This window comes from Paracoccus salsus (assembly GCF_021556615.1).
Lineage (GTDB): Bacteria > Pseudomonadota > Alphaproteobacteria > Rhodobacterales > Rhodobacteraceae > Paracoccus > Paracoccus salsus.
Map to the genome: position 1 here is coordinate 18,152 of NZ_JAKGGD010000012.1, position 14,607 is coordinate 32,758.

Below are 14,607 nucleotides of genomic sequence, written 5' to 3' on the forward strand. Positions count from 1 at the left end.
TCCAAGGCGCGGGCCGTGCCTCTGACAGGCGGCGTCCGGCCGATCGGCTCAGCTGGTCCCGTCCAGAAGCGCGCCCAGCAGATCCGCGGCGTTGCTGCGGATCGTGACCGCGCCGGCGTCGCGCAGTCGGGTGGCGTGTGTGTCGCGGATGCCGGAAAGATGGCTGCCGCCGACGAATCCGACCGGGCGCATGCCCGCCGCCACCGCGCCCGCGATGCCAAGCGGCGAATCCTCCATCACCGCGCATTCTGACGGCGCAATTCCCAGCCGATCGGCCGCAAGCAGGAACAGATCGGGCGCGGGCTTGCCGTGTTCGACCTGATCCGCGCTGAAGCCGGTGTCGCGGAAATGCTCGCCCAGCCCCACGCAGTCCAGCGTCACCCGCAGCCTGCGAAGCGAACTGCCGGTGGCGATGGCCGTCGCGATGCCGCGCGCCTCCAGCGTCGCCAGCAGATCCGGGACGCCCTCGATCAGTCGCAACTCGTCGCGAAACCTGGCGAACAGCCGCGTCTCGAAGCGGTGGGCGAAATCCTCGGGGCAGGGGCGGCACGCCCGTTCGGCGACATGTTCGGTGATTCTGGCGAGCGAGATGCCCAGGAACCGCTCGCGCAGGGCCTCGACCGTCATGTCGCCCATGCCGGCCAGGCGCAGCTCATCCGCCAGCACATCAAGCGCGTGGCCTTCGCTGTCCACAAGGCATCCGTCCAGATCGAAGACGACCGCTTTGATGTCGGGCATGGGCTGTTTCCTGCTGTGCTGTCGCGGGTCTCTTCGCAGCCCCGTACCGGGTCGTCAAACAAAAGGCCCGGTTCGCCAGGTTTCAGGCCAGCCCGATCACGCCGTCTTCCGAGAGGCTGCGGATCTGGTCGGGGCTGAACCCTGCCTCGGCCAACACCTCGACCGTCGCCCCGCCAAGGCGGGGCACCGGCCGGTGGACGGCGCATGGCGTCTCTGCCAGCTTGATGGGAAAGCCCAGCACCCGCAACGCCGGTCCGTCCTGGACGGGGGTGCGGATCACCATCTGCTGCGCCGCGATCTGCGGGTCCGAGAACACCTGGTGCAGATCCTGCACCACGCCGCAGGGCACGCCCGCCGCATTCAGCAGCGACAGCCAGTGATCGCGGCTTTTTCCCGCCATGCGGCTGTCGATCAGTTCGCGCAGTTCTTCGCGGGCGGCCATCCGCTTGGGATTGCTGTCATAGCGCGGATCCGACATGACCCAGCCCAGATCCAGCGTTTCCAGAAACCGCGTCAGGATCTGGTCGTGGGAATTCGCAACCGCGATCTGCCCGTCGGAGCAGCGAAACAGCCCGTAGGGATAGACCAGCGGGTGATCGTTGCCGGTGCGCTGGGGCACGCGGTCCGTGGCGAAGTATTCCGATGAAAGATAGGCCATCAGGCTGACCAGCCCGTTGACCATCGCGACCTCGACAGCTTGCCCCGTGCCTGTTCTTTCGCGCCCGATCACCGCCGCTAGCACGCCGACCGCAGCATAGATGCCGGCCACAAGATCGCTGACCGGAGGCGCGGCGCGCATCGGCGGGCCGTCCGAATCGCCGTTCACACCCATGAAGCCACTCATTGCCTGCGCGATGAAGTCGAAGGCTGGTCGATCCGCATAGGGCCCGCTGCTGCCATAGCCGTTCACGCTGGCCACGATGAGCCGCGGGTTCAGGTCTTTCAGCGCGGCGCTTGTCAGGCCAAGCTTTGCCAGCGTGCCGGGACGGAAATTCTCGACCAGCACATCGGCGTCGGACAGCAGCCGGCGCAGGACCGCCTTGCCCTGATCGCAATAAAGGTCCAGCACGACCGAACGCTTGTTGCGGTTGAACCCCGCGAAATAGCCCGAATATCCGTCGGTCATCGTGCCCTGTGCGCGCACCGGATCGCCCTTCGGGGGCTCGATCTTGACGACATCGGCACCCAGATCGCCAAGGATCATGGTGCAGAAAGGCCCCGACAACACGCGGGTCAGGTCGATGATCCGCAAGCCGTCGAGCGGCCCCTTCACGGGCTCAGGCATTGGCGATTCCCAGGTTTTCGATGCTGGCGGCCGGCAGAATCGGATCGGCCCCGCTGATGGTCGCGCCGTCGGGAAAGCTAGGGATGAGGCTGGCCATCGCGTCTTGACCCCCACAGTGACGGTTTGCCGATGAATGACGGATTGGTAGGTCAACCCGAGGGGAGGCGTCAATCGCGTCATCGCCGGGCACGTGGGGCGGGCGCGGCTCACTTCGCCTCTCGGTTGATCCAGCCAGCGATCCGGTCGCGCGAGTTGTCGCGAATACCCGATATGCTGGACATGAAAATCGTTTATTTACAGATATTTGTGTATTATCTGTCGCCGCTGTGTGACATTCGGGGAACAGTCGGCTATGGTCCTGCCAGACTTGATCTTCTTGTGGTCGCGTTGGGCGGCCCGTCGTGGGCCCGTGACCCGTGCGACCCGACTTGAAACGAAAGGACGACGCATGAGATTTCTGAAACCGGCAACGGCTCTTCTGGGGCTGATGGTGGCTGTGCCCGCCGCCCATGCGGCTGAAGAGTGCGGAAGCGTGACCATCGCCGAGATGAACTGGGCTTCGGCCGGCCTCGCCGCCTGGGTTGACAAGATCATTCTGGAAGAAGGCTATGGCTGCGATGTGGCGCTGGTCACCGGCGACACGGTGCCGACCTTCACATCGATGAACGAAAAGGGCGAACCCGATCTGGCCCCTGAATTGTGGGTCAACGCCGTCAAGATCGCGCTTGATGCCGCGATCGCCGAAGGCCGGATCGTGGTCGCCTCCGAAATCCTGACCGATGGCGGGATCGAGGGCTTCTGGGTGCCCACAAGCCTGGCCGAGGAGCACGGCATCAAGTCCATCGAGGACGCGATGGCCAGGCCCGAACTGTTCCCCGGCGCCGAGGACAGCAGCAAGGGGGCATTCTTCAACTGCCCATCTGGCTGGGCATGCCAGATCATCACCGCCAATCAGTTCCGCGCCCTCGATGGCGAGGAGAAGGGCTTCGAACTGGTCGACAGCGGGTCGGCCGCCGGGCTTGACGGCTCGATCGCGCGGGCGTTCAACCGCGACGAGGGCTGGCTGGGCTATTACTGGGCACCGACCGCGATTCTGGGCAAATACGACATGACCAGGCTGGAACTGGGTGTCGAACACGACCGCGAGGAATGGGATAGCTGCACCGTTGTGAACAACTGCCCCGAACCCACGCTGAACGAGTGGCCGCGTTCCGACGTGTTCACCGCCGTGACCAAGGAGTTCGCGGAAGGCAACGCCGTGACCATGGATTATCTCGGCAAGCGTTCCTGGTCGAACGAGACGGTGAACAGGCTGCTCGCCTGGATGGGTGACAATCAGGCCACCAACGAGGATGGCGCCTGGTATTTCCTTGAGAACCATCCCGAAGTCTGGAGCGCGTGGCTGTCCGAGGACGTCGCCGCCAAGGTCAAGGACGCGCTGTAGGCCGCTTACGGGACGGGGCGCGGATCAAGCGCCCCGTTTTCGTTCGAAGTCCGGCGATCTGACAAAGAAGAAGAACGATGAACCTTGTTGACTTCCCCGCCATGAGCCGCGGCGACCTGCGCGACCTGCGCATCGGCGTGGATACGGCGTTTCGCGACTTTACCCGCGCCTACGGCGAAACCCTGGAACAGATGTTCCACCCGATCCAGGTGCTGCTGATCTTCATCGAGAACCTGTTGATCGACAGTCCCTGGATCCTCGTGCTCGCTGCGATCTCGGGTCTGGTCTGGGCGCTTAGCCGAAGCGCGAAGATCGTGGCCGGCACCGTCATCGCGCTGCTGCTGATCGGCTATTTCGGGATGTGGGAAGACACCATGCGCACCATCGCCATGGTCGCGGTCTGCACGCTGATCGCGGTGGTGATCGGCATTCCGGTCGGCATCCTGATGGCGCGGACCGACCGCGCGAACCAGCTGATCACGCCGATCCTCGACATGATGCAGACGATGCCCAGCTTTGTGTATCTGATCCCGGTGGTGATGATCTTCGGGCTTGGCAAGGTGCCTGGCGTGATCGCGGTGGTGATCTATGCCGTGCCTCCGGTCATCCGCCTGACCAATCTCGGCATCCGTCAGGTCCCGGCCGACGTTCTCGAGGCCGCGGAGGCGTTCGGGTCGAACCCCAGGCAGAAGCTGAAGGACGTGCAGCTGCCTCTGGCGCTGCCGACGATCATGGCCGGGGTGAACCAGACCATCATGATGAGCCTTGCGATGGTCGTCGTCGCCTCGATGATCGGTGTGCGAGGGTTGGGCCAGCCGGTGCTGCAGGCCATCAACAACCAGTATTTCACCCTTGGCGTGATGAACGGGCTGGCGATCGTCGCCATCGCCATCATTTTCGACCGCGCGACGCAGGCCTATGGCAAGCGTCTGCAGAAACACCTGGAGGCCGAACATGGCTGAGGCTGTCCACGACATCCAGATCAACCGGCTTTACAAGATCTTCGGTCCCAACGGCGCGGCGCATGTCGCGGATGTCGAGGCCGGCATGACCAAGGACGAGCTGAAGGCAAAGCATAATCACGTGCTGGGCCTGGACAATATCACCCTGACGATCCCCGCCGGCCGCATTCAGGTGGTGATGGGTCTTTCCGGGTCCGGCAAATCGACCCTGATCCGGCACATCAACCGCCTGATCGAGCCGACCTCTGGCGAGATCCTCTTCGAGGACCGCGACATCGTGAAGATGTCGCAGACCGAGCTGCGCGAATTTCGCCGGCGCAAGACCGCGATGGTCTTTCAGAAATTCGCGTTGTTCCCGCATCGCACGGTGCTGGAAAACACCTCGTACGGTCTGCGGGTCAGTGGTTTGTCGACCCGCGAGGCAGAAGAGCGCGCGCGGCGCTGGATCAGCCGGGTCGGTCTGGACGGGTTCGAGGAAAGCTATCCCAACCAGCTGTCGGGCGGCATGCAGCAGCGCGTCGGGCTGGCCCGCGCGCTGACGAATGACGCCGAGATCCTGTTGATGGACGAGGCGTTCTCGGCGCTGGATCCGCTGATCCGCACTGACATGCAGTCGGTTTTGCTGGACCTGCAACAGGAATTGCGCAAGACCATCGTCTTCATCACCCACGATCTGGACGAGGCGCTGCGGCTTGGCGACAAGATCGCGATCCTTCGCGACGGACGGATCATCCAGCAGGGCACGGGTGAACAGATCGTGCTGCGACCCGCGGATGACTATATCAGCAGCTTCGTGCAGGACGTGAAGCGCGGCCATGTCATCACCGTGCGCACGGTGATGCGCAAGGGCGAGCGTGCGGATACCCCGGTCACCCTGCCTGTGACGGCCTTGCTCGAGGAGGCCGCGCGCGCGATGACCGATGCGGACATCAACCGCGCCAATATCACCGGCAAGGACGGAAGCCATGTCGGCATGATCACGCTGAAGAAATGCGTGGCCGAAATGATCGCACCCGACGACCGCGAGGCGGTTGACCCCGAAGCGCAGGTTGCCTGACGCCGGCGGATCGTTCTATGCCTTGTCGAACCGTGACGCGGCCCTGCGATCGCCGCGCCACCGACGCAAGGTTGATGCATGAAGACGATCTTTGTCCTGAACGGACCGAACCTGAACCTTCTGGGAAAGCGCCAGCCAGAGATCTATGGCCACGAGACTCTGGACGATGTCGCGTTGCTCTGCCGGGACGCGGCGGGCGACGGGCATCGGATCCGGCTGCTGCAATCGAACTGGGAAGGTCAGATCGTGGACTGGATCCACGAGGCGCGCGACGAGGCTTGCGGCATCGTCATCAACCCTGCCGCGCTGACGCACAGCTCGATCGCGATCCTTGACGCCCTGAACGCCTTCGACGGTCCGGTGATCGAGGTCCATATCAGCCAGGTCCACCGGCGCGAGGCGTTTCGGCACCATTCCTATGTCTCGTTGCGCGCCGATGGGGTGATCGCGGGGCTGGGACTGGAAGGTTACGCCGCCGGTGTCAGGCGCATCGTGTCCCTGACCCGCGATTGAACCGGCGCGGCTTTCCGAAGCGTGCTCAGCCCTTGAACAACCCCTCATAGCGCGCGCGCAGCGCGGCCTTCTGGACCTTGCCCATGGTGTTTCGCGGCAACGTATCGACCAGAAGCACCTTCCTGGGCTGCTTGAAGCGCGCCAGCCGGTCTGACAGCGCGTCGATGATGGCCTGCGGTTGGGGCGCGGCGGCCTCCCTGGCGGGCACGACGATGGCCACCACGCCCTCGCCGAAATCGGGATGCGGCACGCCGATCACGGCGCTTTCAAGAACGCCCGGCATGTCGTCGATCAGCAATTCGACTTCCTTGGGGTAGATGTTGAACCCGCCCGAGATGATCAGGTCCTTGCCGCGCCCGACGATGACCACATAGCCGTCGTCGTCGATCATGCCCAGATCGCCGGTCTTGAACCAGCCATCCGCGGCCAGTTCCTCGGCGGTCTTTTCCGGCATGCGCCAGTAGCCCAGGAAGACGTTGCCGCCACGCACCTCGATCATGCCGATCTGGCCTTGCGGCAACGTGGCCCCATCCTCGCCGGTGATCTTCAACTCGACGCCGGGCAGCGCAAAGCCCACGGTCCCCGCGCGCCGCTCTCCCTCATAGGGGTTCGAGGTGTTCATGCTGGTTTCGGTCATCCCGTACCGCTCCAGGATGCGGTGTCCGGTGCGCTCTTCGAAGGCGCGATGCGTCTCGGCCAGCAGGGGCGCGCTGCCCGAGGTGAACAGCCGCATGTTGCGGACCAGGTCACGGGTGAAGTCGGCGCGGTCCAGCAGGCGCGTGTAAAAGGTCGGAACGCCCATCATGCTGGTCGCCTGCGGCAGGACGTCGATCACCGTGTCGGCATCGAATTTCGGCAGCCAGATCATCGCGCCGCCGGTCAGCATGACCACGTTCGAGGCCACGAACAGCCCATGCGTGTGAAAGATCGGCAGGGCGTGCAGCAGCACGTCGTCGCTGGTAAAGCGCCAGGCCTCGGCAAGGGTGCGCGCGTTGGACAGCAGGTTGTCATGGCTCAGCATGGCGCCCTTGGACCGGCCCGTGGTTCCCGACGTATAGAGGATGGCGGCCAGATCACGCCCGGCGCGTGGGACGGGTGTGTGCCGTTCGGGATGGGTGATGGCGGCGTCCATCAGGCTGCCCCTGCCATCGGCGCCAAGCGTCATCAACCGGCCATTTCCGGCCGCCATGAATGCGTCGCGCCCTGCCTCGCGCGTCGGGTCGCACACGATCAGCGCCGGCTCTGCATCGCCGATGAAATAGCCGATTTCGGCGGGGGTGTAGGCGCTGTTCAGCGGCAGGAAGACCCCGCCGGCACGGACCGTCGCCAGATACAGCGCGAGGGCTTCGGGCGATTTCTCGATCTGCGCGGCCACGCGATCACCTGGCCGGACACCTTCGGCCACCAGCAGGTTCGCCAGCCGGCCAGACAGAAGATGGATGTCGTCATAGCTGAGGCGCGCGCCGTCGGGCAGGACGAGGAAATCGCGGCTCACACCCTGGTGCGAAGCCATCAAGGCGTCGAAAAGCGTATTCGTCATGTCTGTGCGTCCGTCCTGGTGCCCCCGGCCTCGGCATCGGCCCGCCGTGCGACATCCTGCAGCCGTCTGGGCGCGGCGATGACCCCGCGCTCGGTGAAGTCGTCGTGCTGGGCCTCGATCCGGGTCCGGTCATAGAGATAATTGGCCATCATCCCAAGGCTTTGCGATCGGCCTCGCGGCGACAGGTCGGCCCCGGCGATGACCCGGTGCGCCTCTGCGCCATTGCCCAGATGAAAACGCGCGACCGGGTCGCGCGGCCGGCCTCTGCCGTCCTTGGCCAGCAACAGGTAACGCGCGGTCTGCGCCGCCAATGCCTCGGGTTGCGGGTCGTCGAGAAGGGCGCGAACCGGGGCCTCGCCCGCCGCCGCGCGCTCCTCGAGCCATGACCGAAGGCCGGGGATCGGCGACAGGGTGACAAAGGTCGTCAGGTTTGGCAACTCGCGCGACAACTCGGCGACCACGTTCTTGATCAGCAGGTTGCCGAAGCTGATCCCGGCCATCCCCGTCTGGCAGTTCGAGATCGAGTAGAACACGGCCGTGTCAGCCTCGACCGGGGACAGAGGGCCGCGAGCCTCGTCGATCAGGGTCTGGATCGAATCAGGCAGGCCCTTGGTCAGCGCAACCTCGACGAAGATCAGCGGATCGTCGGGCATGGCGGGGTGCATATAGGCGTAACAGCGCCGATCAACCGGCAACACGCGGCGCTGGAGGTCGCGAAAGTCGCGAATTTCGTGGACCGCCTCGTATTCGATCAGTTTTTCCAGAAGCAGCGCGGGGCTGCGCCAGTCGATCCGCACCAGTTCCAGGAAGCCGCGATTGAACCAAGATCGCAGCAGATGCCGGAAATCCGCATCGACCCGGCCGAAGCTCGTGTCGCCGCCGGTCAGGCGCAGCAGATCGGCGCGCATCCCCACCAGCCGTGCGGTTCCCCCCGGGGCCATGTTCAGCCGGCGCAGCAATTCCTGGCGGGGCGGCTCGGCCAGCCGCGACAGGCTTTCCAGATCGCCGGGGTCGCGGCTCTTGAGCCAGGTTTCCGCCGCCCGTGCCAGCGCCTCCTGCTCGGGGTCGAAACCATCCCGCATTCCTTCGAAGAATGTTCGTTTTCCGCGATCGTCCAGCACGGCATAGGCGTCAAGCACATCGGCCGCGACCGCCATGCCGCGTGTCTCGGATCGCAGGCCGGGCAAGGACCGGGCGATCTGGATCAGGTCCTTGGGGATCGACGGGCCAGCGTCTCTGCCGCGCCGCCAGCCGGTATTGACGACGAGGCTGCTGAGCCGATCGTAAAGTTGCGCGGTCAGGGTCATAAGGCGGGTCCCATGATCAACTCTGGCAGGAACAGCGCGATCTGCGGGAAGATGGCCAGCAGGATCATCCCCAGCACCATCATGCCCACAAACGGCAACCGTCCGTACCAGATGTCGCGCAGGCTGATCTGCGGTGCAAGACCGTTGATGACATGCAGGATCAGCCCGAAGCGGAAGTGATCGGCCCGATTTCCGTCTTGATCGTCAGCATCATCGCAGACCCACCTTGGCACATTTATGCCGTCTGGGGGCGGTCACATCATCAGGGCCATTCGGCGCAGATCCAGCGCGCCCGGGCTGCGAACGGGCGCGCGCCGCGGCGACCGCGTGACCCGCATCGCGGCAGCCTGATCGAGCGGAAACGCTGCGTCAGGGCCGGCGTCTGCTTCCCGAGTGAAGCTGCCCCTGACAGATCGCGGGGCAAGGCCGGGCCCCCGCCGCGCCATTGCGGCCGCGGCCCTGTGGCGAAGCTCGATGCCGTGATCCGCCCACATCGGCCGCCCGCGTTGTGCGGGCTGACATTCCGCTTCATTTTCATGGGCCTGCAAGTTCCCGTCGTTTCGCAGCAGTCGCGCGGCGCACGCAAAAACCTGCGTCGTCATGGCGATCACGGGCGGCATCGCAGGGCCGACCGCGATCGCCCTGCGTTTGTGCAAGCGCGGCTGGACCCCGGGGGCGCGAAAGACTATCCCTGCGCCACACAGGACAGCGGCAAGAACCGGGACATGGCCCACTCACAAAGCGAAACGGCGCGGTGTCGGGCCGTGGACGGGTTCGTGCGCGCGCGTTTCGGACCGCGGGGCACGTTGCGGCTGCATCGCGCGGCGCTGGGGCTGGATCTGCTGCGTGCCCCGGTGAATGTCGCGCTGTCGCCCGTCTTTCTGGCCACCCGGCTTGCGGCGTGGCTGTTCAGGCTGGCGGGGATGGGCCGGATTTCTGCCTGGCTGGCGGGGAGGCGGGTTTTCCTGCCCTCGGACCTCGCCCGACTGCTGCGCGATGACCTGACGGTTTTTCTTCAATCGATGCAGGCACAGGGGCTGGTGGCCGAACTGCCGCCCGAAGATCTGCGACGTGCAGTGGCAGATTATACCGAGACGCGCAACGCGGTCGCCGAAATCACCACCTCGCTGATTGTGCTGGCCGCCGGGCTGGTGTTGTTCGGCGCCACAACGCCCGGCGTGATCTCGCTGGCCGGTCCGGTGGCAGAGATGCGGGCCCAACAGCGCGCGATCCAGGATTTCGCCTTCGGCAGCGGGCTGGGACGGCTGTGGAACGGGATCTTTCCCGCGGAACCCGGCGCGGCGCAAGTGCTGCTGACGGGGCTGGCGCTGGCGGCGGTGGCGTCCACGGTCACCGCCTTCGCCGGGTTGCTGGCCGACCCGGTGCAGGTCTGGACCGGCGTGCACCGGCGACGACTGATGCGCCTGCTGGCGCGGCTGGATCGGCAAAGCGGTTCTGCGACGCTGGAACGTGAGCACCTGTTGGCGCGCGGCGGCGATCTGGCCGATGCGGCGCTGGCGCTGTGGCGCAATCTGCGTGGCTAGGTGGCGCCAGGACGGCATATTGCAGCGCGCTGCGAGACGATCGCCAGCGTCCCGGTTCCGGTGAAGGCGACAGCCCTCCCGGCGATCTGCGGTCACAGCGCCTCCTGCAACGCGCTTGGCGCGGGCGCCGGCAGCGCGCGGCGCGGACGCGGATCGCCGCGGACAATACAGCTGACCGGCGTTCCGGCACATCGTCCTGGCCCAGGCAGGCGGGTTCCGGGTCTGGAAAGCCGGATCCTGCGGTCAGTTCGACCCACGGCCGATCAGATGGCGCGGTTTGTCTGGAGAGGCATCGACGATCCGGCCAGCGAAACGGCAGGGCAGCGTCGGCCGTGCCCGATCCCACGACCACGGATGTCAGCGTCGTTTGCCGGGAATGCTCACCGTCCTGTTTCCACGCGGACCCGAGCGGACCGGAGTGTTGGCCCGGTTCTCGTCGGACAGCTTGCGCCAACGGGCCAGCCGGTCGGGGTCAAGGGCTCCGGCGGCGACGGCCGCCTGGACCGCGCAGCCGGGTTCATGCGTGTGGGTGCAATCCCTGAAACGGCATTCCGGCGCCAGCTCGGCGACTTCGGCAAACAGCAGGTCCAATCCACTGCCGATATCGCTTACCTGAAGCGATCGCATCCCGGGCGTGTCGATGATCCAGCCGCCAGCAACCATCGCGTGCAGAGAGCGTGAGGTGGTCGTGTGGCGACCCTTGGCATCGGCCTCGCGGATGCTGCCGGTCGGCTGCGCCTCATCCGGAGTCTTCGCCGCAAGTGTGTTCAACAGCGACGACTTTCCCACGCCGGAGGATCCGACAAGCGCGATCGTCTGTCCGGGCGCGCACCAGCGCGCCAGCGTCAGCGCCGCCTCGGGCGACTTGGCGTTCAGTGTCACGACGTCCAGCCCACGCTGCAGCGCCGCCGCGCGCTGTCGGTAGGGTTCGGCGTCGTCAACCTGGTCGGCCTTTGTCAGCACGATCACCGGCGTCGTTCCCGCCTCGTTGGCAAGTGCCAGATAGCGTTCCAGACGCGCCGGGTTCAGGTCGTCATTGCAGGACGAGACGATGAAAAGCGTGTCCACGTTGGCGGCGATCAGCTGCGGTCCCCGAGCGCCTTCGGTGCGCCGTTGCAGCAGGGTCCTGCGGTCCAGCCGACGGACCAGCATCCGGGCTTCGGGTTCGACCAGGACCCAGTCCCCGACGGCGTGATCCGTTGTGCGCGCCTCGGCTGGCAAGGTCAGCCTGACCCGCCCCCTGCGGGATTGGGCCGTCATTGTCGAGCGATGAACGGTCGCGACGCGCATCCGGTCAAGACCAGTCTCTTCCGGGGTCAGCTGCTCATCGAAGAATGCCGACCAACCAAGGGCGGCCAATGAAATAGTTGTCTGATCCGATGGCTGGCTCACATCAGCCTCATGGGCGCGACGACGGGTTAATGCAACCCCTGCCGCACCGCCTGCATGTTCTGGTCCGGAATCTGTCACGCGTCGCGGCGACATCCGGTTGATCGCCTCGTCCGTCAGGGTTAGTCTAATGAGACATATGGAGGTTCAGATGGACAAGCTCTTCCCGCGCGGAGGCGTGTTGACGTTGGCGTTGGTGTTGGCCGGAATGGCCCAGGCCGAGACTGCAACCGGCGAGGCCTCGCTGTCGGCGGTGCTGGTCGATGCCCTGGACGACAATCGTTTCTTCACCCGGACCGGCGGCACAGCGCGTGACGATGTGGCCTATCGTGGCCTCACGGCCGGCCAAGCCTACACGATCGCCGCGCAGCTTGTCGAAGCCGCTTCCGGCAAGCCTGTGGGCGACCCGGTCTTCGTCGGGTTCACCGCCGACGCGGCCGAAGGCGCCATTGCCGTCTCGATCCCGGTGGCCGCGAATCGAACCCGCTACAACATCGACTATTCAAGCCATCTGACCCTGTATGAGGGCGAGGTAGACGAAGGCAGCGCGGCCAGCGCCAACGTCCTGGCCCGACTGGCGGAGGATCGGACCGACGACCGCGTGATCCAGGTGCATGCGGTACAGCGGGTCAGCGTCAGCGCCGCCGACGCGGCAGACGGCGACCGGGCACTGCCTGCCGAGGGTGGCACCATCGTGGCGACGGTCGATTACGAAAACCTCGTCGAGGGTTACCACTATACCCTGTGGGGAGAGTTGCTGAAGACCAGCGGGCAGTCCACCGGCATCTTTTCAGCCATTCCCGATTACGTGCCCGAAACCAAGAACGGCACCGTGGACATGAGCTTCGAGGTGCCAGAGGGCCTGGACGGGCTGCAACTGGTGCCCAGCATCGGGCTTTACCACCAGTCGCGGGTCGAGTTGCAGCCGAACGGCATGCTGACGATCCTGCCGGACGCGCCGAATCCGGTGATGATCGCCTCGGACCCAAATCTCGACATTGACGAGAAACGTGTCGATATCGGCACTTTGTTCCAGATGGACGACGCGGAATAGGCCGGGGATCGCTGCGGTCGATCAGGCCCCCCGACACATGGTGGCATGAGTCGTGCGGGAAACGCACGGCTCATGCCGTGTCTGTCCCTGAGACGATCCCGGCCAGCCTGAATACGCCCAGCTGGCTTGCCCCGCCCAGTTCGGGATGGCTGCCGCCAATGTCGCGGAACTCGACCTCGTAGCCGGCATCGCCGGCCGCCCGACGCGCCCATTTGCGAAATCGCCAGCGGCTCCATTCGAAGCGGTGATCGGGATGGCGGAACCGGTGCGACGGAACGCCAAGCAGCGGATTGAAATCGGCATTCGGCGTGGTGATCACGACCGTCAGGGGCCGCATTTCCCGGAACAGGGCGCACTCCAGTCGTGACAGCCGGCAGGGGTCCACATGCTCGATGGTCTCGATCAGAACGGCACAGTCGAAACCCGTCATGTCGGCGGCGGGCTCGGTCATCGAGCCGTGCCGCAGCTCGACACGGCCAGCCCGCATCGCGACGCCGTCGAGGCGGCGCCTGAGCCGGTCAAGCGAGGACGCGCAGAGGTCCACGCCCAGCAGCGTCTCGAACCGGTCGTCGCATGCGAGGCGCACCAGCAGGTCGCCGTCGCCGCATCCAAGGTCAAGCACGCGCGAAGCGCCCGTCGCAAGCACAAGCGCATGGACGGTTTGCAGCCTTTCTTCGTGCAGCCAGCTGGTCATTCCGCCCCCTCGCCGGGGCGTCGCATCAGGACGATATCCTTCTCCGGGACCTCGCATGCCCAGCCCCAGGCCCGGGCAAGATGCCGGAACGTCTGCTCGCGATAGAAGACGACATGGGTCGGATCCTTGCGGTAGCGCCAGCCCGCAAAGCGCTCGTCCTCGGTCTGGAACGCGGTCATGAGCGCCAGCCAGCCGCCCGGCCGAACCAGACCGCGCAGCCGTGCGAATTCCGCGGCAGGCGCGTGGAAATGTTCGGCCGCCTCCGTGCAGGTGACGAAATCGTAGATCCCGGCGAGCGGTCCACTGTCCGGTGCGAAAAAGGGATCGTACAGCGCCACCTGATGCCCCGCCTCGGACAGCATGGCGGCAAGGGCCGGGCCGGGTCCGCAGCCGTAGTCAAGCCCACGCGCGCCCGCGTCAAGCCGCGCCATCAGCGGGGTGGCCAGTCTGGACAGGAACGCCCGGTAGCGCGGGTCGTGGGGGTCGTTCTCGTGATGCAGATAGTGGGCATGTTCGTCGGCGCGTGAAAGCCGCAGCCGCTGATCCAGGACCGTGGCTGCACAATCGCCACAGCGCAGATAGTCGCGGGCGTCGATTCTGGCAAATGGCGCAAGGATGCCGTGTTCGCAGACCACGCAGGCGCAACCGGAAGCGGCGGCAAGTCTGATCGTTTCGCTCATTCCGTCCTTCATGCTGACGCCTGGCGGTTGGCCGCGAGTGTTTCCGTATTCCTGCATGCTGTCGAGCATGTGGCGAAAGTCGGGCCCCAGAGCGTCCAATCCCCCAGGCCGGACCGAATCGTCGCAGGCGGCAGACTGATCCGGTTGATCGGCCAAGGGAACACGCGTCTCGTCGTCCCCGAGGCGCGTGTTCCATATGCGCCTCTCTTCTTCTGTCGGCCCTTCGATCCGACATGCAGGCACCAGGGTGCCCCGGCGCCGCTGGTGCCGCGCGTGGCTCTAGCGATAGAGCAGCACGGGGATCTTCACGGATTGCACCATCGCCGTTGTCGTCGAACCGATAATCAGGCTGCGGATACGAGAGTGGCCATAGGCGCCCATCACCAAGAGGCCGAAGCCC

General features: G+C 65.5%; 15 protein-coding genes. 6 read left to right on the top strand and 9 right to left on the bottom strand.

What is annotated here, in order from left to right:
* Nucleotides 1-48: 48 nt before the first annotated feature.
* Entirely contained in the window at nucleotides 49-738 is a 690-nt protein-coding gene (locus L1965_RS15455; RefSeq protein ID WP_235757334.1) for an HAD family hydrolase, read from the bottom strand.
* Nucleotides 739-820: 82 nt separating this feature from the next.
* Nucleotides 821-2,023: a CaiB/BaiF CoA transferase family protein gene (locus tag L1965_RS15460; protein WP_235757335.1), complete on the bottom strand. Its 1,203-nt coding sequence runs from the start codon at nucleotides 2,021-2,023 to the stop codon at nucleotides 821-823.
* 448 nt (nucleotides 2,024-2,471) lie between these two features.
* On the opposite strand from L1965_RS15460, the gene L1965_RS15465 reads away from it, so the two are divergent.
* From L1965_RS15465 to aroQ, 4 genes are all read left to right on the top strand, one after another.
* On the top strand, nucleotides 2,472-3,467 hold the full coding sequence (locus L1965_RS15465; protein WP_235757336.1) for an ABC transporter substrate-binding protein: 996 nt from the start codon (nucleotides 2,472-2,474) through the stop codon (nucleotides 3,465-3,467).
* 77 nt (nucleotides 3,468-3,544) lie between these two features.
* Nucleotides 3,545-4,429 carry an ABC transporter permease gene (locus L1965_RS15470; protein WP_235757337.1) on the top strand — a complete coding sequence of 295 codons (885 nt, stop codon included), beginning with the start codon at nucleotides 3,545-3,547 and terminating at the stop codon, nucleotides 4,427-4,429.
* On the top strand, nucleotides 4,422-5,486 hold the full coding sequence (locus L1965_RS15475; protein ID WP_235757338.1) for a quaternary amine ABC transporter ATP-binding protein: 1,065 nt from the start codon (nucleotides 4,422-4,424) through the stop codon (nucleotides 5,484-5,486). The genes L1965_RS15470 and L1965_RS15475 overlap by 8 nt, the downstream gene beginning before the upstream one ends.
* 78 nt (nucleotides 5,487-5,564) lie before the next feature.
* Nucleotides 5,565-5,999, top strand: a complete 435-nt coding sequence (aroQ, locus tag L1965_RS15480; RefSeq protein ID WP_235757339.1) for a type II 3-dehydroquinate dehydratase — start codon at nucleotides 5,565-5,567, stop codon at nucleotides 5,997-5,999.
* 25 nt (nucleotides 6,000-6,024) lie between these two features.
* Here aroQ and L1965_RS15485 read toward each other — a convergent pair whose 3' ends face one another.
* Genes L1965_RS15485 through L1965_RS15495 form a run of 3 tightly spaced genes read right to left on the bottom strand, consistent with a single transcriptional unit; the run spans nucleotide 6,025 to nucleotide 9,079 of the window.
* The gene (locus L1965_RS15485; RefSeq protein ID WP_235757340.1) at nucleotides 6,025-7,539 is read right to left on the bottom strand and encodes a malonate--CoA ligase; all 1,515 of its coding nucleotides are present in this window, start codon (nucleotides 7,537-7,539) and stop codon (nucleotides 6,025-6,027) included.
* The gene (locus tag L1965_RS15490) at nucleotides 7,536-8,846 is read right to left on the bottom strand and encodes a malonyl-CoA decarboxylase (RefSeq protein ID WP_235757341.1); all 1,311 of its coding nucleotides are present in this window, start codon (nucleotides 8,844-8,846) and stop codon (nucleotides 7,536-7,538) included. Before L1965_RS15490 ends, L1965_RS15485 begins: the two co-directional genes overlap by 4 nt.
* The gene (locus tag L1965_RS15495; protein ID WP_235757342.1) at nucleotides 8,843-9,079 is read right to left on the bottom strand and encodes a hypothetical protein; all 237 of its coding nucleotides are present in this window, start codon (nucleotides 9,077-9,079) and stop codon (nucleotides 8,843-8,845) included. The genes L1965_RS15490 and L1965_RS15495 overlap by 4 nt, the downstream gene beginning before the upstream one ends.
* Before the next feature lie 492 nt (nucleotides 9,080-9,571).
* On the opposite strand from L1965_RS15495, the gene L1965_RS15500 reads away from it, so the two are divergent.
* Nucleotides 9,572-10,390, top strand: a complete 819-nt coding sequence (locus L1965_RS15500) for a DUF6635 family protein (RefSeq protein WP_235757343.1) — start codon at nucleotides 9,572-9,574, stop codon at nucleotides 10,388-10,390.
* A gap of 357 nt (nucleotides 10,391-10,747) precedes the next feature.
* On the opposite strand, the gene rsgA is transcribed toward L1965_RS15500, so the two are convergent.
* Entirely contained in the window at nucleotides 10,748-11,650 is a 903-nt protein-coding gene (gene rsgA / locus L1965_RS15505) for a ribosome small subunit-dependent GTPase A (RefSeq protein ID WP_235757344.1), read from the bottom strand.
* 280 nt (nucleotides 11,651-11,930) lie between these two features.
* On the opposite strand from rsgA, the gene L1965_RS15510 reads away from it, so the two are divergent.
* Nucleotides 11,931-12,833: a VaFE repeat-containing surface-anchored protein gene (locus L1965_RS15510; RefSeq protein ID WP_235757345.1), complete on the top strand. Its 903-nt coding sequence runs from the start codon at nucleotides 11,931-11,933 to the stop codon at nucleotides 12,831-12,833.
* 70 nt (nucleotides 12,834-12,903) lie between these two features.
* Here L1965_RS15510 and L1965_RS15515 read toward each other — a convergent pair whose 3' ends face one another.
* From L1965_RS15515 to L1965_RS15525, 3 genes are all read right to left on the bottom strand, one after another.
* Entirely contained in the window at nucleotides 12,904-13,527 is a 624-nt protein-coding gene (locus L1965_RS15515; RefSeq protein WP_235757346.1) for a methyltransferase domain-containing protein, read from the bottom strand.
* Complete coding sequence (locus L1965_RS15520; RefSeq protein WP_235757347.1) at nucleotides 13,524-14,207, bottom strand: class I SAM-dependent methyltransferase; 684 nt, start codon at nucleotides 14,205-14,207, stop codon at nucleotides 13,524-13,526. The genes L1965_RS15515 and L1965_RS15520 overlap by 4 nt, the downstream gene beginning before the upstream one ends.
* A 279-nt stretch (nucleotides 14,208-14,486) precedes the next feature.
* Nucleotides 14,487-14,607: universal stress protein (locus L1965_RS15525; protein WP_235757351.1), on the bottom strand; the 121-nt coding region annotated here is incomplete at its 5' end.

Excerpts from the sequence above, each read along its gene's own strand:
- L1965_RS15455 (WP_235757334.1), bottom strand. The coding sequence starts at position 738 with ATGCCCGACATCAAAGCGGTCGTCTTCGATCTGGACGGATGCCTTGTG.
- L1965_RS15460 (WP_235757335.1), bottom strand. The coding sequence starts at position 2,023 with ATGCCTGAGCCCGTGAAGGGGCCGCTCGACGGCTTGCGGATCATCGAC.
- L1965_RS15465 (WP_235757336.1), top strand. The coding sequence starts at position 2,472 with ATGAGATTTCTGAAACCGGCAACGGCTCTTCTGGGGCTGATGGTGGCT.
- L1965_RS15470 (WP_235757337.1), top strand. The coding sequence starts at position 3,545 with ATGAACCTTGTTGACTTCCCCGCCATGAGCCGCGGCGACCTGCGCGAC.
- L1965_RS15475 (WP_235757338.1), top strand. The coding sequence starts at position 4,422 with ATGGCTGAGGCTGTCCACGACATCCAGATCAACCGGCTTTACAAGATC.
- aroQ (WP_235757339.1), top strand. The coding sequence starts at position 5,565 with ATGAAGACGATCTTTGTCCTGAACGGACCGAACCTGAACCTTCTGGGA.
- L1965_RS15485 (WP_235757340.1), bottom strand. The coding sequence starts at position 7,539 with ATGACGAATACGCTTTTCGACGCCTTGATGGCTTCGCACCAGGGTGTG.
- L1965_RS15490 (WP_235757341.1), bottom strand. The coding sequence starts at position 8,846 with ATGACCCTGACCGCGCAACTTTACGATCGGCTCAGCAGCCTCGTCGTC.
- L1965_RS15500 (WP_235757343.1), top strand. The coding sequence starts at position 9,572 with ATGGCCCACTCACAAAGCGAAACGGCGCGGTGTCGGGCCGTGGACGGG.
- rsgA (WP_235757344.1), bottom strand. The coding sequence starts at position 11,650 with ATGACGGCCCAATCCCGCAGGGGGCGGGTCAGGCTGACCTTGCCAGCC.
- L1965_RS15510 (WP_235757345.1), top strand. The coding sequence starts at position 11,931 with ATGGACAAGCTCTTCCCGCGCGGAGGCGTGTTGACGTTGGCGTTGGTG.
- L1965_RS15515 (WP_235757346.1), bottom strand. The coding sequence starts at position 13,527 with ATGACCAGCTGGCTGCACGAAGAAAGGCTGCAAACCGTCCATGCGCTT.
- L1965_RS15520 (WP_235757347.1), bottom strand. The coding sequence starts at position 14,207 with ATGAGCGAAACGATCAGACTTGCCGCCGCTTCCGGTTGCGCCTGCGTG.